We start from the raw sequence: 21548 nt of genomic DNA, 5'->3' as shown, positions 1-21548 counted from the left end.
GGTACAGTATGGGGCCGAAGCCTGACATTTAATGTGCAGGCTTTCGTGCGGGCCATTTTGTGTCATTTACCTATGCTGTCGTGATCGCCACCACGGCCAATCCACGGGGAACTTCCATGACGTCTTCTGCACCTAACAGCTTTCGCGCACTTCCGGACCCGGATGGGCATTTTGGCAATTTCGGCGGACGCTTTGTCGCTGAAACGCTGATGCCGCTGATCCTTGAGCTGGAGCAGGCCTACAAGGACGCCAAAGCAGACCCCGCCTTCAAAAAAGAGATGGATTACTATCTCAAGCACTATGTTGGCCGTGCGAACCCGCTGTATTACGCCGAACGCCTGTCGGACCACCTTGGCGGTGCAAAGATCTATTTCAAGCGCGAAGACCTGAACCACACCGGCGCGCACAAGATCAACAACTGCATCGGTCAAATCCTGCTGGCAAAGCGCATGGGCAAAACCCGTATCATTGCTGAAACCGGTGCCGGTCAGCATGGCGTGGCGACGGCAACCGTTTGTGCCCGCTTTGGCCTGCCTTGCACGGTCTATATGGGATCAAAAGATATCGAACGTCAGTCGCCCAACGTGTTTCGCATGCGTTTGCTTGGGGCTGAAGTCAAACCGGTCGTTTCCGGGTCGAACTCACTCAAAGATGCGATGAACGAAGCGCTGCGCGATTGGGTGACCAACGTTGAAGACACGTTCTATATCATCGGTACGGCAGCGGGCCCGCATCCCTATCCGGAACTGGTCCGTGATTTCCAGTCCGTGATCGGCAATGAAGCCCGCGAACAGATCATGGAAGCCGAAGGCCGCCTGCCCGATCAGGTGATTGCAGCCGTTGGCGGTGGTTCAAATGCCATTGGCCTTTTCCACCCGTTCCTTGATGACAAGGATGTCGAAGTGGTCGGGGTTGAGGCCGCCGGTCACGGCATCCATACCGGCAACCATGCCGCCAGCCTGTCTGCAGGCAAACCCGGCGTCTTGCATGGCAACCGCACCTATTTGCTGATGGATGATGACGGCCAGATCAAGGAAGCCGATTCGATTTCGGCCGGTCTGGATTATCCGGGCATCGGGCCGGAGCATAGCTGGCTTAAGGATATCGGTCGTGCGCGCTACGAACCGATTGGCGACAAGGAAGCCCTTGATGCCTTTAAACTTTGTTCCGAACTCGAAGGCATCATCCCGGCACTGGAATGCGCCCATTCCATCGCACAGGTGATGAAAGAAGCACCGAAGATGGGCAAGGACAAGATCATCCTCATGTGTCTGAGTGGCCGGGGTGACAAGGATATCTTTACCGTGGCCGAAGCACTGGGAGTAGAATTGTGAGCGACGCTATCATCGGCGGCAAAGACCGCATCGCCAAACGCTTTGCCAAGCTCAAGGAAGAAGACCGTGCCGGTCTGGTGACCTTTATCACCGCTGGTGACCCGGACCCGGAAGCGTCGTTTGAAATCCTCAAACAACTGCCAGAGGCCGGGGCCGATATCATCGAACTGGGCATGCCCTTTACCGACCCGATGGCCGATGGCCCCGCCATTCAGGAAGCATCGCTGCGTGCGCTGGCCGCGGGCATGCATATGCGCAAGACATTGTCGCTGGTGCGCGGTTTCCGTGACCAGGACCATGAAACGCCGATCATTCTGATGGGCTATTACAACCCGATTTATATCTATGGCGTTGCAGAATTCCTTGAAGATGCGCGCAATGCCGGGGTTGATGGCCTGATTGTGGTCGATCTGCCGCCCGAAGAAGACGCCGAACTTTGCGTGCCGACCGTTGAAAAGGGCTTGTCGTTCATTCGTCTGACCACACCGACGTCGGATGACAAGCGTTTGCCAAAACTTGTTCAGAATACCTCGGGCTTTGTTTACTATGTGTCGGTTGCCGGGGTGACCGGTGCGGGATCGGCCAGCAATGACCAGATTATCGAGGCAATGGAACGGCTGAAACGCCATACGGACCTGCCGATTGCGGTCGGGTTTGGCATCAAGAGTGCCGAACAGGCCGCCGAGGTCGCGCGTCAGGCCGATGCGGCCGTCGTCGGGTCGGCAATCGTATCAAAAATTGCTGAAAGTCTTGACGAAAACGGCAAGGCCACCGATAAGACCGCCACTATGGTGACTGGCCTTGTTCGCGAATTGGCAAGCGGGGTCCGAAACGCGCGCAAATAACCTGCGATGCGTTTGATAGAACCGATATAGACAGAACCAAGGATCAGTATCCGATATGTCGTGGCTGACTGAATTCGTCCGTCCAAAGATTCAGAAACTTGTTCGCCGTACAGATGTGCCAGAGAACCTCTGGCACAAATGCAAATCCTGCGAACAGATGATCTTCCATCGCGATCTGGCAAAGAACAATCATGTTTGCCAGCATTGCGGTCATCACATGCGTATTTCCGCCAAGGACCGTCTTGAAACCCTGTTTGATGGTGGCAAGTACCAGACCATCGAACTGCCGAGTGTTCCGGTCGATCCGCTGAAATTCCGTGATCAGAAGAAATACACCGACCGCCTCAAGGCGGCACAGGCCAAGGCGACCTTCAAGGACGCACTTGCTGTTGCCCATGGTGAGGTTGGTGGTCATCCGACGGTTGTTGCCGTGTTTGATTTCTCCTTCATGGGGGGATCGATGGGCATTGCCGTTGGCGAAGGCATTGTTGCCGCCGCCGAACTGGCAACCGTTCAGGATGCCGCCCTTATCATCGTTCCGGCATCGGGCGGTGCACGTATGCAGGAAGGCATTCTTAGCCTGATGCAAATGGCACGCACCACGGCCGCGATCGAAAAGGTCAAGGAAAAGGGCCTGCCCTATTTCGTGCTTCTGACCGATCCGACCACCGGGGGTGTTTCGGCATCCTTTGCCATGCTGGGCGATATTCAGGTTGCTGAACCGGGCGCACAGATTGGCTTTGCCGGTCGTCGCGTGATCGAAAGCACCATCCGCGAAAAACTGCCCGATGACTTCCAGACGGCTGAATATCTTCTGGAACATGGCATGGTAGACATGGTTGTCCCGCGTTCGGAACTGAACGCGACCTTTGGCCGCCTGATCGACATGATCCGTCGCACCAAACCAGGTGCAAGCGTGGTGCCGATCAAGGATGCCAAAACCAAGGCAGACAAATCCAAAGACCTGAGTGCGGACAAGTAACTTGGCCCAAAGCGACGCAATCCTTGCTCGCCTTGGCAAGCTGCACCCGAAAGTCATTGATCTTTCGCTTGGGCGGATTACCCGGCTTCTGGAAAAGCTTGGTAATCCGCACCTTTCGCTGCCGCCCGTCATTCATATTGCCGGCACCAACGGCAAGGGATCGACCCTTGCCTATTTGCGTGCGATCTACGAGGCTGCAGGACTGCGTGTTCATTGCTCCACATCCCCGCATCTGGTGAAGTTCCACGAACGCATCACCCTTGCCGGTAACATGATCTCCGAAGACGCGCTGTGCGATCTTCTGACCGAAGTCGAAACGGTCAATAACAACGAATCCATCACCTTTTTCGAGATCACCCAGGCCGCTGCCTTCCTTGCCTTTTCACGAGTTCCGGCAGATGTCTTGCTGCTTGAAACCGGCCTTGGCGGACGGGTCGATGCATCAAACGTGCTGGAAAAGCCTGCCGCCACAGTGATCACACCGATCTCGCTTGATCATCAGGGCTTTCTTGGTGACACGATTGCCAAGATCGCGTTTGAAAAAGCCGGTATCATGAAGCATGGCGTGCCCTGCATCACCGCCCCACAAAGCCTTGAAGCCTTTAACACCCTGGCCTGCCACGCCAACAGCATCAGTGCGCCGATCTTCAATGATTTCGAAATCACCAAAGAAGACGACGACGGTTTTACCCTCCGCATTGGCACTGAAAATATCGATCTTCCCCATCCGGCCCTGCCGGGGCGGCATCAATATACCAATGCGGCAACGGCAATCGCCACCGTCCGCAAGGCGGCGGTGCCCGGATGTGACGGCATGGATGTCGATATCCTTGCCCGTGGCCTTACCACGGCGCGCTGGCCTGCACGGCTGCAAAAACTGACCACCGGCCCGCTATGTGACGCGCTTCCTGATGATTGTGAGCTGATTTTGGATGGCGGGCACAATATTGCTGCGGCAGAGGCCATTGCCGACTGGCTATCCCGCCAGCCTGCAGGCGATACTGTCGTCATCATGGGTATGCTTGATAACCGCGACGCAACGGCGTTCCTCAAACCCATCGCCCCCCATATCACCGCCTTTGCCGGTGTGCCCATTCCCGGCGAACATCAGGACCACAAACCCGAAACACTGCGGGACGCGGCCTTGGCCTGCGATATCACGCCTGCCTTTTCCTGCGATGGCTTTGACACTGCGCTTGCCAGCCTTTTGCACAGCAGCCCCGACCCGAAACGGGTTCTGATCCTTGGATCGCTGTATTTGGCGGGTTTGATCCTGGAAAACCACGGCTGATCAAGCGTATATACGAATTTCATCAACAAGTTTTGCAATGTCCCCGCCCAACATCAAGTGTCCAGTACCATCTAGCGTGATCTGATGGGCGTGTGGGAAGTGGCGCATATAGGTTTGGCAGTGCGTGAAATCGACAATCTCGTCATCACGTCCATGACAAAAACATAATGTTTTGCAGTCCGATAGGACGGCAACCTCATTCGCGCTGAGAACAAATTCATCGATTTCCCAGTCTTTAAGGCCCCAAAACGGGGCCGCGACAACAAAGACGGCCGATAAACGGTTGTTTACACGCCAAATATCGGGATTTCCGGCCAGATATTGCAAAATTGTCGATCCACCAAGGGAATGCCCGACCAAAACCGCACCATCTGATGCCTGCAACAATGTGTTCTCGATCCGGGAAAGCCACGCATCAATGTCCGGACGCTCCGGATCTGGCATTTCCGGGGCGATGATGCAAAACCTGTCGGAAAGTGCTGCGTCCAGTCGCTGAAGCAACCGGGTGCTGCCGTTGTCACCGCCTTGCCGACCGGCACTATGAATGAAAATCAGATCACGGCGCATGAGTTCTGCTCCCGTTTCGGCCCTGTTTCCGGCCCTGCTTCTGGATTGCGGTATCAGATTTCAGGCAAGCGGACCTTTGGTCCATTGCCATTTGATCCGCCCCCGTTCTTCGGCCCGTGGCCCTGATCTCCGCCATCAGAGCGCCGCAACCGCAGGCTTCCGGCCTTGTGAACCTTGCGCCGATCCCCTTTAACCGGGGGCGGCAAACCGTTTCCACGGTTGCGTGATCCCTCGCGCTTTGTCAGTCCGGGGTCATCATACTTGGCCGCATCGCGTTTGACCTTTTGCCCGGTCACCCAAGTATAGCCAAGCACATAAAGCAAGAACCCGCCGACCCCAATGGTCAGGGTCAGAAACTGCAAAACCGGCAGGAAATCGCCAAAAATCTGCCCGCCGCCATAAATCATGAAAATACAAAGGGCGGCAACCGGCGCCAAAGCCAGAAAGAAGATGCTGCGCACCTTGTGGCGAATCGGGCCGTAATGCATCAGCATCGCATAGAACAGATACATCAGGGCAACAAACACCACGAGTTTGATCAGCAAAATGAAGTGATCAAAATTGGCAAGACGTTGATTACGCTCATAAACACCAAAGACAACAAACAAGCCATGCACGAGCAGGCCAAAAATGCCAAAGGTCAGAATAAAGCGCAGCCAGGCAGTGACGCTAAAAAACCTGCGCCATCCTGATCCGTTCGCTGCGCGACGACCTGCCTTTTTGTTTTTGCGTTTCCGGGTCGCGAGTTTCATATTGTCTGAAATCTCACGCGCCGGACCTGCAGTTTCTACGCCGATGCCTTTGGGGCTGAATTCCGGCTTGCTTGATTTCCGGGTCACGAACCCGATCTCCCATGTCCCTTGGGATGAAGTTATCCGATACCATAGCAATCCCTGGGCGGGCTGATAAGCACAAACAGATGATGTGTTAAAAATCTCTAGATATCGGGACTTTAGCAATCATGTTTTGATTGCGGAACAAATGTGAAAATCCGTGATTTTCCGATGCGATGCTCCTGACAAATACCTGTCAGGAGGCTTGGTGTTTTTGTCTGGTTTGCAGAAGGCTATGCTCGACTTAGCAGCCCAGATCGGGCATTCTTCCGCCCACCTTATCCAAGAACACAAGAGCACAAGACGCATGACAGATTCTGCCCCGTCCAGCACCGGTTCGTCCGCCGACCAAGCCCCGCGTCGCGTCGTTCTGGTTGACGGTTCCGGCTTTATTTTCCGCGCTTTCCACGCCCTGCCGCCAATGACGAGCCCCGATGGCACGCCGGTCAATGCGGTTTATGGCTTCTGCACCATGCTGATGAAGCTTCGCGAAGATACAAAACCCGACCACATGGCGGTGATTTTCGACACCAAGGGCAAATCTTTCCGCAACGACTTCTATCCGGAATACAAGGCACACCGTCCGCCACCCCCCGAAGAACTGGTTCCACAGTTCGGGCTGATACGCGATGCGACCCGCGCGTTTAACCTGCCGTCGATCGAACTTGAAGGGTTTGAGGCCGATGACCTGATCGCAACCTATGCCCGTCAGGCTGAGGCAGAAGGTTCCGATGTGATTATCGTCTCTTCGGACAAGGACCTCATGCAACTTGTCACCGACCGCGTGCAAATGTTTGATGCGATGAAGAATCGCACCATTGGCGCAGCCGAAGTTCTTGAGAAATTCGGGGTGAACCCCGACAAGGTCATTGATATTCAGGCCCTTGCGGGCGATTCCGTTGATAATGTGCCCGGCGTCCCCGGCATTGGTGTCAAGACAGCCGCCCAACTTATTGATGAATATGGCGATCTTGATTCTCTACTGGAGCGCGCAGGTGAAATCAAACAGCCCAAGCGCCGTGAAAAGCTGATCGAGAATGCCGAACTGGCCCGCGTGTCGCGTGATCTGGTCACACTTAAAACCGATGTGCCCGTGATCGAACCACTCGGCGACTTTGAATTACGTGAACCCGATCCGGAAGTTCTTTTAAGCTTCATCGCAAGTCACGGCTTTAAATCACTGCTTTCTAAAGTAAAGTCGAAATTCGGTGGCGATATCGAATTTGACAATCCCACGCAACCCGGCGTTGGTGTCAATGATATCAAGGTTGAAAAGGCCGAATATGAACTGGTGCAGGATGAAGAGCGTCTAAAGCACTGGATTTTGTCGGCTGAATATCTTGGCACGGTCGCGGTGGATACTGAAACCACGTCCCTTGATGCCCATCAGGCCAAACTGGTCGGCATTTCGCTGTCGACCGAGCCGGGCAACGGCTGTTACATCCCGCTTGGCCATGTTAGCGGCGAGGCACAGGGTGGCTTTGATTTTGGCGACAATCCCGCCGACTCAAAAGACGCCCCCAAGCAGATCAAGCTGGACCGCGCGATTGAGCTTCTTAAACCGCTTCTGGAAGACCCAGGCGTGCTTAAGGTCGGTCAGAACCTGAAATACGATATGATCGTTCTGGCCCGCCATGGCATCAATGTTGCGCCGATGGATGACACCATGGTGCTGTCCTATGTGCTTGATGGCACCAGCCACGGCCACGGAATGGATGAACTGGCCGAGCTGCACCTCGACTATAAACCGATTTCTTTCAAGGACGTATGCGGCAGCGGCAAGACCCAGATCACCTTTGATCAGGTCCCGCTTGACAAGGCGCTTGATTACGCCGCCGAGGACGCCGATATCACGCTGCGCCTGCATCGGTTGCTGAAACCCCGGATTGCGCAGGAACATATGGCAAGCGTCTATGAAACGCTCGACCGTCCGCTGGTCCCGGTTCTGGCCAAAATGGAAGGCCTCGGGGTCAAGGTCGATGCCGAAATCCTTAAAAACCTGTCTGATGATTTCGCCAAACGCATGGCTGCGCTTGAAGAAACCATTCATGAAATGGCGGGCGAGCCGTTCAATCTTGGCAGTCCCAAGCAGCTTGGCGAGATCCTGTTTGATAAAATGAGCCTGCCCGGCGGCAAAAAGACCAAAACCGGTGCCTGGCAGACCGGGGCTGACGTGCTTGAAGGGCTTGCCGCACAGGGCCATGACCTTCCGGCAAAGCTTCTGGAATGGCGCCAACTGTCAAAACTTAAAAGCACTTATACCGATGCACTCGCCCATCACATTAATCCCAATACCGGCCGTGTGCATACAAGCTACGGCCAAACCAATGTGAATACCGGGCGTCTGTCGTCAAACGACCCGAACCTGCAAAATATCCCGATCCGAAGCGAAGAAGGCCGCAAAATCCGCACCGCCTTCGTCGCAGATAGCGGCTGCAAGCTGATTTCTGCCGACTATTCGCAGATCGAATTGCGCCTTCTGGCCCATGTTGCCGAAATCGACGCCCTGCGCGAAGCGTTCAAGAATGGCGAGGATATCCACGCCGCTACCGCATCAAAGGTCTTTGGTGTGCCGATAGAAGGCATGGACCCGATGGTCCGTCGCAAGGCAAAGGCGATTAACTTCGGCATCATTTACGGTATTTCGGCCTTTGGTCTGGCCAATCAGCTTGGCATTCCGCAAAAAGAAGCCAAGGCCTTCATCGAGGCCTATTTCGAGATTTACCCGGGCATCCGCGACTATATGGATCAGGCCAAGGAATTTGCCAAAAAACACGGCTTTGTGCGCACCCTGTTTGGCCGCCACATCCATATCAACGGCATCAATGACAAAAACGGCATGCGCCGAAGCTTTGGCGAACGTGCCGCGATCAACGCCCCGATTCAGGGCGGTGCGGCCGACATCATCAAACGCGCCATGATTGCCGTTCCCGGTGCATTGGTCGATGCCGGGCTTAACACCCGCATGTTGCTGCAAGTCCACGATGAATTGATCTTCGAAGCCCCGGAAGACGAGGCCGATAAAGCCATCAAGGTCATCCGCGACGTCATGGAAAACGCCGCCCACCTGTCGGTTCCGCTGATTGCGGACGCTGGCATCGGCGATAGCTGGGCCGACGCCCACTAAATTGGACGCGTAGAACCAAAAAAAGACCCCGCTGCAATGATCTGCAGCGGGGTCTTTTTGTATGGGGTCAGCTTTGTGGTGCTAAGCGCTTAAAGTCCCAGCACTTCACGCATGGAATAAAGCCCCGGTGCCTTGCCTTCGGCCCATTTTGCGGCCCGGACCGCGCCCTTGGCAAAGACTTCGCGTGAGGATGCCTTATGGGTGATCTCAATGCGCTCACCTTCACAGGCAAAGACAACTGTATGGTCGCCCACCACATCGCCACCGCGCAACGTTGCAAAGCCGATGGTACCGTCTTCGCGCGCACCGGTATGTCCATCGCGCGAACGAACCGATACCTCGTCAAGATTCACACCACGGCCTTTTGCCACAGCTTCGCCAAGACCAAGGGCGGTGCCAGAAGGCGCATCGACCTTGTGCTTGTGGTGCATTTCAACGATTTCGATATCCGCCACATCCTTATCAAGGATGCTTGCGACCTTTTCGACCAGAGCAAAGGCCAGATTCACGCCTACGCTCATATTCGGCGCAAAGATAATCGGCGCTTTTTGAGCCGAAACCTTGAGTTCTTCCTTCTGGTCATTGGAAAGGCCAGTGGTCCCGATCACAAGAATGGTGCCGGTCTCAGCAGCCAGTTTGGCATGTTGCATGGTGGCAGCCGGTGCGGTGAAATCAATCACGGCATCAACCGCTTCAAACAGGGCTTTGGGGCTATCGCCAACCAGCACGCCGCTTTCTTCCAGACCGGCAATCAGGGTGACGTCCTTGCCGATGAACGGACTATCGGGCAGATCCGTCCCGCCACCGACTTCACAGCCCTTGGTTTTGGCGGTTTCATTCACCAGCATCCGGCCCATACGGCCAGCACATCCAACAATCCCGATTTTCATTTGCGGTATCCTCGCCCAAGCAATTTCAAACGTGCATTTGCTTAACACAAGGCCCGAACAGCGCAAAACAAAACCCCCGACAAAACTGCCGGGGGTTTGTGATATCGATCTTTCAAGCGCAAACCGATCAATCAGTCAGGTCTTTCCAGATTTCTTTCATCTTGGAAAAGAACCCTTCGCTTTCCGGGCTTGAGCCTTCTTCACGCGAAATCACGTCAAATTCCTCAAGCAGTTCTTTCTGACGATCTGTCAGATTGACCGGGGTTTCGACACTGATTTCAACGAACATGTCACCACGCGCCTGCGAGCGCAGGACCGTCATGCCCTTGCCGCGCAAACGCAACTGCTGGCCCGTCTGCGTGCCTTCAGGGATGCTGATCCGCGTGCGTGTGCCTTCAATTGTCGGGACCTCGATCGTACCGCCAAGGGCGGCCTTGCCCATCGGGATCGGGATTCGGCAATAAAGGTTGGCACCTTCGCGCTGGAAGAAGCGATGGTGGGCAATATCAAGGAAGATATAAAGATCCCCCGGAGGTGCGCCATTGGTCCCCGCTTCGCCTTCGCCTGACAGGCGAATGCGCGTTCCATCCTCGACACCGGCCGGGATGGTGACCTGAAGGGTCTTTTCCTTTTCGACGCGACCAACACCGTGACAGGATTTACACGGGTTTTTGATGATCTTGCCTTTGCCATGACAGCTTGGGCAGGTGCGCTCAATGGTAAAGAACCCCTGCTGGGCACGGACTTTGCCGTGACCATTACAGGTCGGGCAATTGACCGGCTGGGAATCGGCTTCGGCACCGGTCCCGTCACAGGCTTCACACGATACAGAGCCCGGAATGGTGATCTCGGCTTTCTTGCCCTCGAACGCCTCTTCGAGCGAAATCGCCATGTTATAGCGCAGGTCCGCCCCACGTGACGATCCGCCACCGCGACGCGCGCCACCACCCATGGCCCCGAAGATTTCGTCAAAGACGTCGGCAAAGCCGCCACCACCGAAACCGCCGCCGCCAAAGCCGCCACCGCCACCGGGGCCGCCCTGATCAAAGGCTGCATGGCCAAACCGGTCATAGGCCGCACGCTTTTCCTGATCCTTCAGGATTTCGTAGGCTTCGTTGACCTGCTTGAACTTAATTTCAGCTTCGGTATCGCCCGGGTTTTTGTCCGGGTGATATTTCATCGCTTGCTTACGATAGGCGCTTTTCAGCTCGGCTGCACTGGCATCCTTACTGACACCCAACAGCTCGTAATAATCTTCTTTCGCCATCTGTAACTCCGAAATACGGTCGGGCCGTTCCAGCGAACATCTGCGTCCGGAACGGCCCGATTTTTCTTTACAGGGCGTCGTTCAAGACGACCTCTGCGGTCGTCTTACTTGTCTTTTTTGTTGTCATCGACTTCTTCGAAGTCGGCATCAACAACACCATCATCAGCCTGTGCAGAAGCATCGGCTTCGGCCGCTTCGCCGTCACCGGCTTCTTCCTGCTGCGCCTGATACATGGCTTCGCCAAGTTTCATCGAGGCCTGCTGCAATTCGTTCAGCTTGGTGGTGATGGCCTCGGCATCTTCGCCTTCCTTGGCTTCTTTCAAAGCCGACAGGGCGTTTTCGATTTCCGACTTGGTCGCATCGTCAACCTTGTCACCATGCTCCGAAAGGTTCTTTTCGGTGGCGTGGATGATGGCTTCTGCCTGGTTGCGGGCTTCGACAAGTGCCTTGCGCTGCTTATCAGCTTCGGCATTGCTTTCCGCATCCTTGACCATGTTTTCGATCTCGTCATCGGAAAGACCACCAGATGCCTGAATGCGGATCTGCTGTTCCTTGTTGGTTGCCTTGTCTTTGGCAGACACGTTGACGATACCGTTGGCATCGATGTCAAAGGTCACTTCAATCTGCGGAACACCGCGCGGTGCCGGCGGGATACCAACCAGATCAAACTGGCCGAGCATCTTGTTGTCAGCCGCCATTTCACGTTCACCCTGGAAGACGCGGATGGTCACGGCCGTCTGATTGTCTTCAGCGGTCGAGAAGGTCTGCGACTTACGGGTCGGGATCGTGGTGTTACGGTCGATCAGGCGGGTGAAGACACCGCCAAGCGTTTCGATACCAAGCGACAGCGGGGTCACATCAAGCAGAAGAACGTCTTTGACGTCACCCTGCAAAACACCGCCCTGAATTGCAGCACCAAGGGCCACAACTTCATCCGGGTTCACACCTTTGTGCGGATCACGGCCGAAGAACTCTTTAACGCGTTCCTGAACCTTCGGCATACGGGTCATGCCGCCAACCAGGATGACGTCGTCGATTTCACCTGCGGTGATACCGGCATCCTTAAGGGCTGCTTTACACGGGGTCATGGTGCGTTCGATCAGATCGCCAACCAGACCTTCAAGCTTCGCACGCGACAGCTTGATGTTAAGGTGTTTCGGGCCAGATGCGTCTGCGGTGATGAACGGCAGGTTGACATCGGTCTGCATCGACGAGGAAAGCTCGATCTTGGCTTTCTCAGCAGCTTCTTTCAGACGCTGCAGGGCCAGACGGTCTTTGCGCAGGTCGATCTGCTGTTCTTTTTTGAACTCGTCTGCAAGGTAATCAATGATCTGTTTGTCGAAGTCTTCACCACCAAGGAAGGTATCACCGTTGGTCGATTTAACTTCGAAAACGCCATCGCCGATTTCCAGAACCGACACGTCAAAGGTACCACCACCAAGGTCATAAACGACCACGGTGCCGCCGTCTTTCTTGTCCAGACCATAAGCAAGCGCTGCTGCGGTCGGCTCGTTGATGATACGCTTGACTTCAAGACCCGCAATCTTGCCGGCGTCTTTGGTCGCCTGGCGCTGGGAATCGTTGAAATATGCCGGAACGGTAATCACCGCTTCGGTGACCGGCTCGCCAAGGTGGCCTTCGGCGGTTTCTTTCATTTTCTGAAGCACCATGGCTGCGATCTGGCTCGGGGCCATTTTCTCGCCATTGACTTCAACCCATGCATCGCCGTTTTCGCCCGATACGATTTTGTACGGTACGAGGTCCTTGTCTTTTTCGACTTCGGCATCGCCATAACGACGGCCGATCAGACGCTTGATGGCAAACAGGGTGTTTTCCGGGTTGGTCACAGCCTGGCGTTTCGCCGGCTGACCGACAAGGCGCTCACCATCATCGGTGAAAGCGACCATCGACGGGGTGGTACGAGCACCTTCGCTGTTTTCAATCACACGGCCTTCTTTGCCATCCATGACTGCAACGCACGAGTTCGTGGTGCCAAGGTCGATACCAATAATCTTACCCATAGTAAGTTCCTCTTTTAGCGGCCGGTCCGTCCCGCAGCCTTCAAAACAAAGCGCCGCGCAGGACCTCCTGGGACCAATGGTTATAATACACGCAATTTTTCTGGGGCTTCTTTGTTACCCCGCGAACCTATATATGAAAGTCGTCACAAAGTCGCAAGCGCTCAAAGTGGGGAATCTTGGGTGATTTTTCCTTTCAAACACCAATTTTGATCCAATAACGGGCAAGTTTCGCCCATTCACCATGCAAATTTGGCGAAAAACAAAGGATTTTGAACCGGAAAGTTCCGCTTTCGAATTGCCTCATAACCGGGTTGCAAAACCGGCAAAGCATCGCCCTCAAACCGGAATATCGGCAGGATTACAGCGGGTTTGGCGCAAGACGGCCTCGAGCTTTTCGGCCAGATTTTCTTTTTCATCGGCCCCAAGAAACTGCCCGATTTCCAGACTTTTGCCATGTGTTCGCAAAAACAGGGCAGATTGTTCATCTTCGCCTCGTTCAAGTTCCACACGCAGCCAATAGGGCTGAAAATCAAATTCCTGACGCTCCCCCCGGACCGATATGCGCGTGACCCGAAGGTTAGCCCGCCCAAGTTCGATGCGCTCTTCCTGGCGGGCTGATCGAAAACTGAAATGAAAGGCCAGTGACAGCAACAGCACATCCACCCCAAGAAACCCAATCACCGGCCACGCCCCGATTGACCAGAAAATAAACCCGATGGTGGTCGTCAATCCGGCCAAAAACAGCACAATATTACGCGCCGCCCGACGCGAGAGCGATCGCGGCGGAAACAAATTCACCCGAAAGATCGGTTTTGCGGAACGTGGCACAGTTGGCATTGGTGGTACCTGTTGCTGTGATTCCCGATTTTGCGCCTGACTATGGCAGTCCTGCAATCAAAATTCGATTTCCTGGCCCTGTCAGTTTATATAGTTTGCATTGAGGAGATCGGATCAGGGGCAGCATATATTTGCATATTGCCTGTCCCCAAACTGACCGCAAATGCGGCAAACCACAAAGAGAATGCTGTCCATGGCCCGCCCGATGAACAAAGCCGCCATCGAAGAATTTTTCCAGCGACTGTCCGATGCCGACCCGGAACCGAAAGGGGAGCTGGATTACACCAATCCCTATACGCTTCTGGTCGCAGTTGCGCTGTCGGCACAGGCGACCGATGTCGGGGTCAACAAGGCGACCAAAAAGCTGTTTCAGATCGTCGAAACGCCGCAGGATATGCTTGACCTTGGTGAAGAAGCGCTGATCGAACACATCAAAACCATCGGGCTTTATCGCGGCAAGGCCAAGAATGTCATGGCAGCGGCCAAAATCCTTGTTGATAAGCATGGCGGGGTGGTGCCCAACGATCAGGAAGCACTTGAAGAATTGCCCGGTGTCGGCCGAAAAACGGCGAATGTGGTGCGCAATATCGCCTGGGGCGAACACACCATGGCGGTCGATACGCATATTTTCCGATTGGGGAACCGTACCGGCATGGCCAATGGCAAAACCGTCCTTGCGGTCGAAAAGGCGCTTTTAAAGAAAGTCCCGACCCGCTTCATGACCCATGCCCATCACTGGCTGATCCTGCATGGGCGCTATATCTGCAAGGCGCGCAAGCCACGCTGTGGCGACTGCATTGTCAATGATCTGTGCAATTTCAAAGACAAAACGCCTGCCGAAGCATAATCCGGCAGGCGTTTTATAACATCTGGCTTTAATTTCTGGCGTTAAGGCCCGCTGATCAGAAACTGTTCAGGGTCAAAACACCTGATCAAAGGCCGCAGGTGCCGGTGCAACGACTTCGGCCCCTTCGGGACCAATGCGCATGATGGCATAGCCGCGCTCGGACTGCCCATCCATGGTCAGCCGGAAAATACCATCAACGCCCACAAACCCGACCGGGTTGGTCAGGGTATCTTGCGACATGGTTTCTTCGCGCGCCATTAAGGCCGCCAGCGCCGTACTGTCATAGGCAAGGCTGGAAATACGTGGCGGCTGATCCCCGAAGGTACGTTCAAATCTTGCCGCAAACAGTTCCCAGTTTTCCGGGTTCGGCGCGGCAAATATCCCGCCCTTGAGAGCAGGCTCAGAAAACAGGCCCGGATCATTCCAGCCGAACGTGCCGATAAACTGCACAATCGACGGATCAATATCGAAATAGGCCAGAAGCGACGAAACCTGACGCAAATCACCGCCCGTTGCAGGCAAAATCAGGGCATCAAAATCAAGCTCGCCATAGGTATCGACACCTTCAAGACGCCGCAGCGCTCGCTTTGCCCCTGCACTGCCATCGGCTTCAAGCTGGGCTTTGTGCGCCCGCAGATTGGCGCGCCGGGCATCGTAATTGGCGAAATCGCGAATGGTTTGCTGCAGGCTTTCCGAACCCGGCTGATAAAACGCCACCCGGCCAAGGGTGCCACCAACCCGGGCGACAACCGTGTTCAGACCACTTGCAATCTGCCGTCCATAATCATTTTGCGGCAAGAGCGCAGCAAACCGATAACGCCCCTGCGTTGTCGCATAGCCTACCGCACGGGCAATCTGATCTTCGGGAATCAGGCCATTGACCCAAACACCGCTTTCCGCAACCCGGCGGTTGTTGGAAAACGCCACCACCGGCACATTTGCCGATTTGGCAACTTCGCTGGCCCCGCTGACCGATTCGGAGAAAAGCGGACCAAGGATCATTTTCGCACCGGCATCAACCGCTTCCCGCGCGGCGTTCTGCCCACCCTGATAGGTTCCGGCTGTATCAATGGGCATCAGCACAAAGTCATCACTGGCAATGTCAAACATCGCCAGTTCCGCGGCATGACGCATGGCGCGCCCCAGTTCGGCATGTTGTCCCGATAGCGGCAGCAAAAGGGCAATACGCTTTTCGAAAATCGCCGCATCATCGTTATAAAGTGCGGGAAGTTCAGCCCCCTCACCTTCGGGAAGGGCAGCATCACTTGTCCAGGGGGCAGCCTCGGGAATCAGGCCCTGATCGGGTGCACTGGTCGGATCAACAGTGGTTTGGCCGGGCTGGTTGGCACTTTCAACCGGCGCGTCACGTTGCGAACCAAACAGGTCCGTGATACTCGTGGTCGCGTTACATGCGCTCAGCCCGAGAGAGAGGACAACCACAGATGCCGTCCGGCGCGCAATCCGGCTCCAAGCCGGAAAAAGATCCGAAAACCGACCCTGATCTGACAATGCCTGACGCGGCAGCGCCTCTTTCTGCATCCGCTTCTGTGACGGATGACGTTTCGGACAACCCAATCTCACCTCCCGATAAGTCGTTTCGTCCGCAGGGTAATGCGGGCGAGGATGCAAGTAAACATGATGAAAGCCTTTTGCCACTTTCGTCTGGTCTTTATCTTGTTGCTACTCCAATCGGAAATTTGGGCGATATTACGGTCAGGGCGCTTGATATCCTCAAACGCGCCGACGTTATTTTGTGCGAAGACACCCGCACATCGGGCAAACTGCTGTCGCGCTATGGGATCAAAACCAAGCGTATTGCCTATCACGAACATAACGCCGCCAAGATGCGCCCGGAAATCATGGACCGCCTGGGCAAAGGTCAGGGCCTTGCCCTGATTTCCGATGCCGGGACGCCATTGATCAATGATCCGGGCTACAAACTGGTTCGCGATTGCAAGGAAGAAGGCTTTAACGTTACCGCAGCCCCTGGGGCCGCATCGCCGATTGTGGCCCTGATCCTCTCGGGTCTGCCAAGTGATCATTTCTTTTATGCAGGCTTCCTGCCGCCCAAAACCATGGCACGCAAAAAGGAACTGACCCGTTTTGCGCCGATTCCAGGCAGCCTGATTTTTCTTGAAAGCCCCAAACGTCTGGCCGCAAGCCTTGCCGACATGGTCGAAATGCTCGGTGGCAGGCGTGAAGCAGCCGTGACGCGCGAATTGACCAAAATGTTTGAAGAAGTCCGCAATGGCACGCTTGATGATTTGGCAAACCATTATGCCGAAGCAGGCGCGCCGAAAGGCGAGATTGTTGTGATTGTCGGTCCGGCTGATGACAGTGACAACGAACCCAGTGCCGAAGATATCGACCAACGCTTAAGCGAATTGATCAAAACCCACCGCACTAAGGAAGCCGCCGATATTCTTTCCAGGGAAACCGGCCTTAAAAAGCGCAATCTCTATAATCGTGCCCTTGAACTCGCCAAATCGGACCCTGATTGATCATGGTGCGATCCCATCCCTTGCCTGATGATACATCAAGCCGCAAGCGGGCGGAAAAGGTCGGACGTCGGGCAGAAAAACTATGTGCCATATGGTTACGACTTAAGGGATATCGCATTCTTGCGACCCGTTATAAAAGTCCGGCCGGCGAGATTGATATTGTTGCCCGACGCAGTAACGTCTTGATCGCGATAGAGGTCAAAACCCGCACCGATCACGCAACAGCACTTCATTCAATCACCGCCAGACAACAAGAACGGATCGCACGCGCCCTTGAAATTTATGCCGGGCGCATCGGTCATGGCGGGGACCTTCGATTTGATGTGATGAGTGTTCACGGGTTTGGTAAAATCAAACACGTCAAAAAATGCATGGCGCCCTGCCTGACGGACAAAAAACCGTACCCGACAAAAAAGATGCGGTTTTACTGATAAACAACTCGGGATTTTAAAACTCCTTAACCCCCGGTGGGCAATGATGGATGCCATGGAACTGGGGAACGGGGCGAGACATCGGTAAATGTCATCACAAGGAATGACCAATCGGCAACTTGGCGTTTTCAAAACGTTGGTGTTAACCGGAATATGTATTTTTCCGCTTTCGGGGTGCACACCGGCATCGGTTGTGCTTGGCGCTGGCGCAACTGCCGGTGTCGCCGCCTTTCAGGAACGCGGCTTTGATGGCGCGGTAAGCGATACAGGCATTACCGCGCAGATCTGGCAGAAATTTCTAGCACAGGACGAAAGACTGTTTCTTGATATCGAGATCGAAGTTGTCGAAGGCGAAGTTTTGCTGGCCGGTCACGTCCCGTCTGTTACCGATCAACTTGAAGCCGTCCGCCTCGCCTGGCAGGTTGACGGCGTAAAAAGGGTCCATAACGAGATCAAAATCGGCGATGACCTGACACTGGTGGACAGTGCGGGTGATCTGGTAATCACCGCCCGGATCAAAACCGCCTTGATGTTTGATAGCGATGTTTTTGCCATCAATTACAGCATCGAGACCGTAAATGGCACCGTCCATCTGATGGGCATTGCCCAGAACGATATTGAACGCGATCGGGTCATTTCGCATGCACGCGACACAAGTTACGTCAAACGGGTCGTCAGCCATATCCGCCTGAAAGACGACCCAAGCCGACAAGGAACCTGAACCATTAGCAGCGTAAGCCACATAACAGCCCCGACCGATCCGGATCGCCAATGGCTTGTCGATTATGGCAAGGGCAAGAAACCGACGGCCAGTGCCGCCGAAGCAGCCCTGCATTTTGCCCGGATCAATCAGTCAGACGGCGCCGTTAAACGCGATATCGCTCCATATCTGAAGCATCTTGATGATCTTGCGGATCAGCTCCGTACGGAATTGGCAAGTCTGACCCTGCAACCTGACTTAAACGCAACTGGCAGCGATCAATCCCTGCCGGTTGACGATACGGAAGCTGAACCCACCATTGATCAGGTCGCCCGCGCCCTTCAGACCGTGATTGCTGAGCGAAACGGCTTTCAGGGGGATGCGGAAAACTATGATGACATCGCAAATGCCGATCTGATGCAGGTCATCGAACGCAAACGCGGACTGCCGGTCGCATTGGGGATGCTTTATATCCATGCCGCCCAACGTTGTGGTATTGCTGTTACCGGTATTGATTTCCCCGGTCATTTCCTGCTGCGTGTTCAGGTGAACGGCAAGCGCAAGATGATTGATCCGTTCCATGGCGCAATCAGCCTTGGGCCCGCAGAATTGCGCGAATTGCTAAAATCATTTAGCGGACTTGATGCCGAGCTGACCCCTGAACATTACCGGCCATCTTCCGACATTGATATTTTGTTGCGATTGCAAAACAACATCAAGGTTCGTGCGCTTCGCGCCGGAGAATTGGATCTTGCGACCCGTGTTGTTGAACACAGTTTGCTGATTGATGGCGAACATGAAGGCCTGTGGCACCAGCTTGGTGCGCTTTATGCCCGCCTTGATCAGGATCACAGGGCACTGGGCGCATTTGAACAGTTCGTCAAACGCTGCAAGGACCCGCTTCACCGTGCCCGTATTGAAGCCGTGATCGAAGAATTGCGTGACCGCCTCAGTCTGGATGCCGCCCATCCTGACACCAAGGACGATGACGGTGGCGGCGCACAGCCACACATGTCTGAGAATGAAGACAGACCGGCAAAAACCAACGATCCGATTCCACTTTTTCCCGATCAGGAAACCTGATTCCTGCGCCAGAATGCCCAGATTTCAACGCTGACCGATAAGACAATGCTGCTGCGACAGTTTTCTTGGAAACAGCCACGAAATAGCGTTATACTCGTTATAGAATTAATTTATATTTTCTATTTACAATAAAATAGCTGACATTGATTAGTTTTGTTTAAAAACAAACTGGTTTGTTTGGAATCTGGACCTTTGTGAATATGGGGAAAATAGCCCTTCAAAGTTACCTGATTTTGCTTGTTTGCGGTTTTTTGATGTTTTTTTGACTCTTTGACCACAAGGTGCCTGAGAAAAGGCTAATCAAAGCGCAATCCCTTGAAAACTGCGGACTTCAGCCAGCCCACCACACCAGAGGCGCAAGACACCAACACCCTTTCAACCAAAAGTTCGCGCGTAAAACCGTCTTCGGGTCAAATCAGACCTGCCTCATTACCTAAAAAACATCTTTTGTAGTTTTTTGAGGCCTTAACGACAGGTTAAACAACCGGGCACGAAACAGTTGCAATGCTTGCACCGCACACCGCATTGCCTATACTCCGCAAAAGTCAGTTTCGAAGGCACCGAGAACGGCCCCGGCCCAATCGCTCGCCGCACGGCCTACCGGATAAGTTACGGTGCCGTTCAAACGAATAACCGCAGGAATGAACTACATGAACGACACCACCATCGACGTCGTTGGGATCGGCAATGCAATTGTTGATGTCCTTGCCCATTGCAAGGAAGAAGACCTTGAGCGCCTGAACCTTGTCAAAAACGCCATGACGCTGATTGATGCGGAAACCGCAGACAGTCTTTATGCCCAAATGGGCCCGGGCATGGAAATGTCTGGTGGTTCTGCCGGCAACACCATGGCAGGCATCGCAGCACTCGGTGGCAAGGGTGCCTATATCGGCAAAGTCCGCGACGATCAGCTTGGCGAAGTGTTTCGCCATGATATCCGCGCCATGGGCGTTGAATTTAATTCCGCTCCGGCCTCTGAAGGCTCCCCGACTGCGCGCTGCCTGATCTTTGTCACCCCGGATGGGCACCGCACGATGAACACCTTCCTCGGGGCCTGCACCGAACTTGGCCCGGACGACATCGACGAGGACATGATCAAGTCGGCCAAGGTAACCTATATGGAAGGCTATCTTTGGGACCGTCCGGAAGCCAAGGATGCGTTCGTCAAAGCCGCCAAAGTCGCCCATGATGCCGGTCGTCAGGTTTCCATCAGCCTGTCAGATTCCTTCTGCGTTGATCGTCACCGCGAATCGTTCCGCGAACTGGTCGATAACCATATCGACGTGCTGTTCGCCAATGAAGACGAGATCAAGTCACTGTACGAAGTTGACACCTTTGACGAAGCCCTGGCCGAAGTGCGCAAGCACTGCAGGGTTGCTGCGCTGACTCGTGGCGAAAAAGGTGCCGTCATCGTCGCCGAAGATGAAATTCATGAAATCAGCGCCGAAGCGGTTGCCAAGGTGGTCGACACCACCGGGGCAGGCGATCTGTTCGCATCGGGTTTCCTGTTTGGTTACACCAAGGGGTACGAACTGCCGGTGTGTGGTCAGCTTGGCGCGATCTGCGCATCCGAGGTCATTTCCCATATGGGTGCGCGCCCGGATGCGGACCTGAAAGAACTGACCGCCAAGGTGGTTTGACCCCGCCCCGGCAGCTTTATCTGTCAGAAGACCAAGATTTCACGGGACGGCAACATTGCGTTGTCGTCCCGTTTTCAATGGTGAAAATGGCGGTTTCCCCGGCGCTGCAACGCAACACAAGCATTGACTTTATCCAAAGTTTGGCGCAAACAGCCCGCATTGCAGAAAAATCAACCCCGCATGGCGCGCACAAAGCTGGTCTTTCGCCTTCACATTGGCTATGACAGGGCAGCTTTCGAAGCCAGCCTGCAATTTTTGTTTTTCGGGCCAGTAAACATTCAGCATGTACCCTGCGCTGCATAAGGCGCGGCCTTGACCGTGCCGATCCAACGACACCGGTCATATGGGTGCT

The 21548-nt window shown here is 54.6% G+C and carries 18 protein-coding genes; 11 read left to right on the top strand and 7 right to left on the bottom strand.

All coding sequences use genetic code 11. The annotated features are described in order from the left end of the window. Window positions 1-116: 116 nt before the first annotated feature. Genes trpB through JF44_RS0118355 form a run of 4 tightly spaced genes read left to right on the top strand, consistent with a single transcriptional unit; the run spans window position 117 to window position 4452 of the window. On the top strand, window positions 117-1334 hold the full coding sequence (gene trpB, locus JF44_RS0118370; protein ID WP_033070686.1) for a tryptophan synthase subunit beta: 1218 nt from the start codon (window positions 117-119) through the stop codon (window positions 1332-1334). Beyond that, window positions 1331-2179, top strand: a complete 849-nt coding sequence (gene trpA, locus JF44_RS0118365; protein ID WP_033070376.1) for a tryptophan synthase subunit alpha — start codon at window positions 1331-1333, stop codon at window positions 2177-2179. The genes trpB and trpA overlap by 4 nt, the downstream gene beginning before the upstream one ends. A gap of 55 nt (window positions 2180-2234) precedes the next feature. Then, a complete protein-coding gene (accD, locus tag JF44_RS0118360; protein WP_033070375.1) occupies window positions 2235-3161 on the top strand; it encodes an acetyl-CoA carboxylase, carboxyltransferase subunit beta in 927 nt (308 codons plus the stop codon). Between the two features lies 1 nt (window position 3162). Further along, a complete protein-coding gene (locus JF44_RS0118355) occupies window positions 3163-4452 on the top strand; it encodes a bifunctional folylpolyglutamate synthase/dihydrofolate synthase (RefSeq protein WP_052066038.1) in 1290 nt (429 codons plus the stop codon). Here JF44_RS0118355 and JF44_RS0118350 read toward each other — a convergent pair whose 3' ends face one another. After that, complete coding sequence (locus JF44_RS0118350) at window positions 4453-5019, bottom strand: alpha/beta fold hydrolase (RefSeq protein ID WP_033070373.1); 567 nt, start codon at window positions 5017-5019, stop codon at window positions 4453-4455. 53 nt (window positions 5020-5072) lie between these two features. Then, complete coding sequence (locus JF44_RS0118345; protein WP_052066037.1) at window positions 5073-5858, bottom strand: hypothetical protein; 786 nt, start codon at window positions 5856-5858, stop codon at window positions 5073-5075. A 301-nt stretch (window positions 5859-6159) separates the two neighbouring features. Here JF44_RS0118345 and polA point away from each other — a divergent pair, with 301 nt between their 5' ends. Then, window positions 6160-8979: a DNA polymerase I gene (gene polA, locus JF44_RS0118340; RefSeq protein ID WP_052066036.1), complete on the top strand. Its 2820-nt coding sequence runs from the start codon at window positions 6160-6162 to the stop codon at window positions 8977-8979. Between the two features lie 89 nt (window positions 8980-9068). Here polA and dapB read toward each other — a convergent pair whose 3' ends face one another. From dapB to JF44_RS0118320, 4 genes are all read right to left on the bottom strand, one after another. Then, window positions 9069-9869, bottom strand: a complete 801-nt coding sequence (dapB, locus tag JF44_RS0118335; protein ID WP_033070372.1) for a 4-hydroxy-tetrahydrodipicolinate reductase — start codon at window positions 9867-9869, stop codon at window positions 9069-9071. A gap of 127 nt (window positions 9870-9996) precedes the next feature. Next, complete coding sequence (dnaJ, locus tag JF44_RS0118330) at window positions 9997-11136, bottom strand: molecular chaperone DnaJ (RefSeq protein ID WP_033070371.1); 1140 nt, start codon at window positions 11134-11136, stop codon at window positions 9997-9999. A 104-nt stretch (window positions 11137-11240) separates the two neighbouring features. Continuing rightward, window positions 11241-13157, bottom strand: a complete 1917-nt coding sequence (dnaK, locus tag JF44_RS0118325; RefSeq protein ID WP_033070370.1) for a molecular chaperone DnaK — start codon at window positions 13155-13157, stop codon at window positions 11241-11243. Between the two features lie 336 nt (window positions 13158-13493). Further along, window positions 13494-13955, bottom strand: a complete 462-nt coding sequence (locus JF44_RS0118320; protein WP_238318500.1) for a DUF2244 domain-containing protein — start codon at window positions 13953-13955, stop codon at window positions 13494-13496. Between the two features lie 244 nt (window positions 13956-14199). Between JF44_RS0118320 and nth the strand changes: the two genes are divergently transcribed. Beyond that, window positions 14200-14841, top strand: a complete 642-nt coding sequence (nth, locus tag JF44_RS0118315) for an endonuclease III (RefSeq protein WP_033070683.1) — start codon at window positions 14200-14202, stop codon at window positions 14839-14841. A gap of 72 nt (window positions 14842-14913) precedes the next feature. On the opposite strand, the gene JF44_RS0118310 is transcribed toward nth, so the two are convergent. Next, window positions 14914-16281 carry a penicillin-binding protein activator gene (locus JF44_RS0118310; protein WP_238318499.1) on the bottom strand — a complete coding sequence of 456 codons (1368 nt, stop codon included), beginning with the start codon at window positions 16279-16281 and terminating at the stop codon, window positions 14914-14916. Window positions 16282-16283: 2 nt separating this feature from the next. Here JF44_RS0118310 and rsmI point away from each other — a divergent pair, with 2 nt between their 5' ends. The 5 genes from rsmI (at window position 16284) to JF44_RS0118285 (ending at window position 21196) form a co-directional block, all read left to right on the top strand. Continuing rightward, window positions 16284-17342, top strand: a complete 1059-nt coding sequence (rsmI, locus tag JF44_RS0118305; RefSeq protein WP_081944497.1) for a 16S rRNA (cytidine(1402)-2'-O)-methyltransferase — start codon at window positions 16284-16286, stop codon at window positions 17340-17342. A gap of 2 nt (window positions 17343-17344) precedes the next feature. After that, on the top strand, window positions 17345-17773 hold the full coding sequence (locus tag JF44_RS0118300; RefSeq protein ID WP_081944496.1) for a YraN family protein: 429 nt from the start codon (window positions 17345-17347) through the stop codon (window positions 17771-17773). Window positions 17774-17861: 88 nt separating this feature from the next. Then, window positions 17862-18494, top strand: a complete 633-nt coding sequence (locus JF44_RS0118295) for a BON domain-containing protein (RefSeq protein WP_238318498.1) — start codon at window positions 17862-17864, stop codon at window positions 18492-18494. A 210-nt stretch (window positions 18495-18704) separates the two neighbouring features. After that, a complete protein-coding gene (locus JF44_RS0118290) occupies window positions 18705-19556 on the top strand; it encodes a SirB1 family protein (RefSeq protein WP_238318497.1) in 852 nt (283 codons plus the stop codon). 650 nt (window positions 19557-20206) lie between these two features. Beyond that, window positions 20207-21196, top strand: coding sequence for an adenosine kinase (locus JF44_RS0118285; protein WP_033070366.1), 990 nt, complete (start codon window positions 20207-20209; stop codon window positions 21194-21196). Window positions 21197-21548: the final 352 nt, after the last annotated feature.

This window comes from Thalassospira australica (assembly GCF_000763295.1).
GTDB classification, from domain to species: domain Bacteria; phylum Pseudomonadota; class Alphaproteobacteria; order Rhodospirillales; family Thalassospiraceae; genus Thalassospira; species Thalassospira australica.
The sequence above is the reverse complement of the archived record's forward strand: the minus strand, read 5'-3'. Positions and strand labels throughout refer to the sequence as shown.

What these genes read in the sequence shown, in the direction of transcription:
- trpB (WP_033070686.1), top strand. Translation starts at nt 117, where the DNA reads ATGACGTCTTCTGCACCTAACAGCTTTCGCGCACTTCCGGACCCGGAT.
- accD (WP_033070375.1), top strand. Translation starts at nt 2,235, where the DNA reads ATGTCGTGGCTGACTGAATTCGTCCGTCCAAAGATTCAGAAACTTGTT.
- JF44_RS0118350 (WP_033070373.1), bottom strand. Translation starts at nt 5,019, where the DNA reads ATGCGCCGTGATCTGATTTTCATTCATAGTGCCGGTCGGCAAGGCGGT.
- polA (WP_052066036.1), top strand. Translation starts at nt 6,160, where the DNA reads ATGACAGATTCTGCCCCGTCCAGCACCGGTTCGTCCGCCGACCAAGCC.
- dapB (WP_033070372.1), bottom strand. Translation starts at nt 9,869, where the DNA reads ATGAAAATCGGGATTGTTGGATGTGCTGGCCGTATGGGCCGGATGCTG.
- dnaJ (WP_033070371.1), bottom strand. Translation starts at nt 11,136, where the DNA reads ATGGCGAAAGAAGATTATTACGAGCTGTTGGGTGTCAGTAAGGATGCC.
- dnaK (WP_033070370.1), bottom strand. Translation starts at nt 13,157, where the DNA reads ATGGGTAAGATTATTGGTATCGACCTTGGCACCACGAACTCGTGCGTT.
- nth (WP_033070683.1), top strand. Translation starts at nt 14,200, where the DNA reads ATGAACAAAGCCGCCATCGAAGAATTTTTCCAGCGACTGTCCGATGCC.
- rsmI (WP_081944497.1), top strand. Translation starts at nt 16,284, where the DNA reads ATGCCGTCCGGCGCGCAATCCGGCTCCAAGCCGGAAAAAGATCCGAAA.
- JF44_RS0118300 (WP_081944496.1), top strand. Translation starts at nt 17,345, where the DNA reads ATGGTGCGATCCCATCCCTTGCCTGATGATACATCAAGCCGCAAGCGG.
- JF44_RS0118295 (WP_238318498.1), top strand. Translation starts at nt 17,862, where the DNA reads ATGTCATCACAAGGAATGACCAATCGGCAACTTGGCGTTTTCAAAACG.
- JF44_RS0118285 (WP_033070366.1), top strand. Translation starts at nt 20,207, where the DNA reads ATGAACGACACCACCATCGACGTCGTTGGGATCGGCAATGCAATTGTT.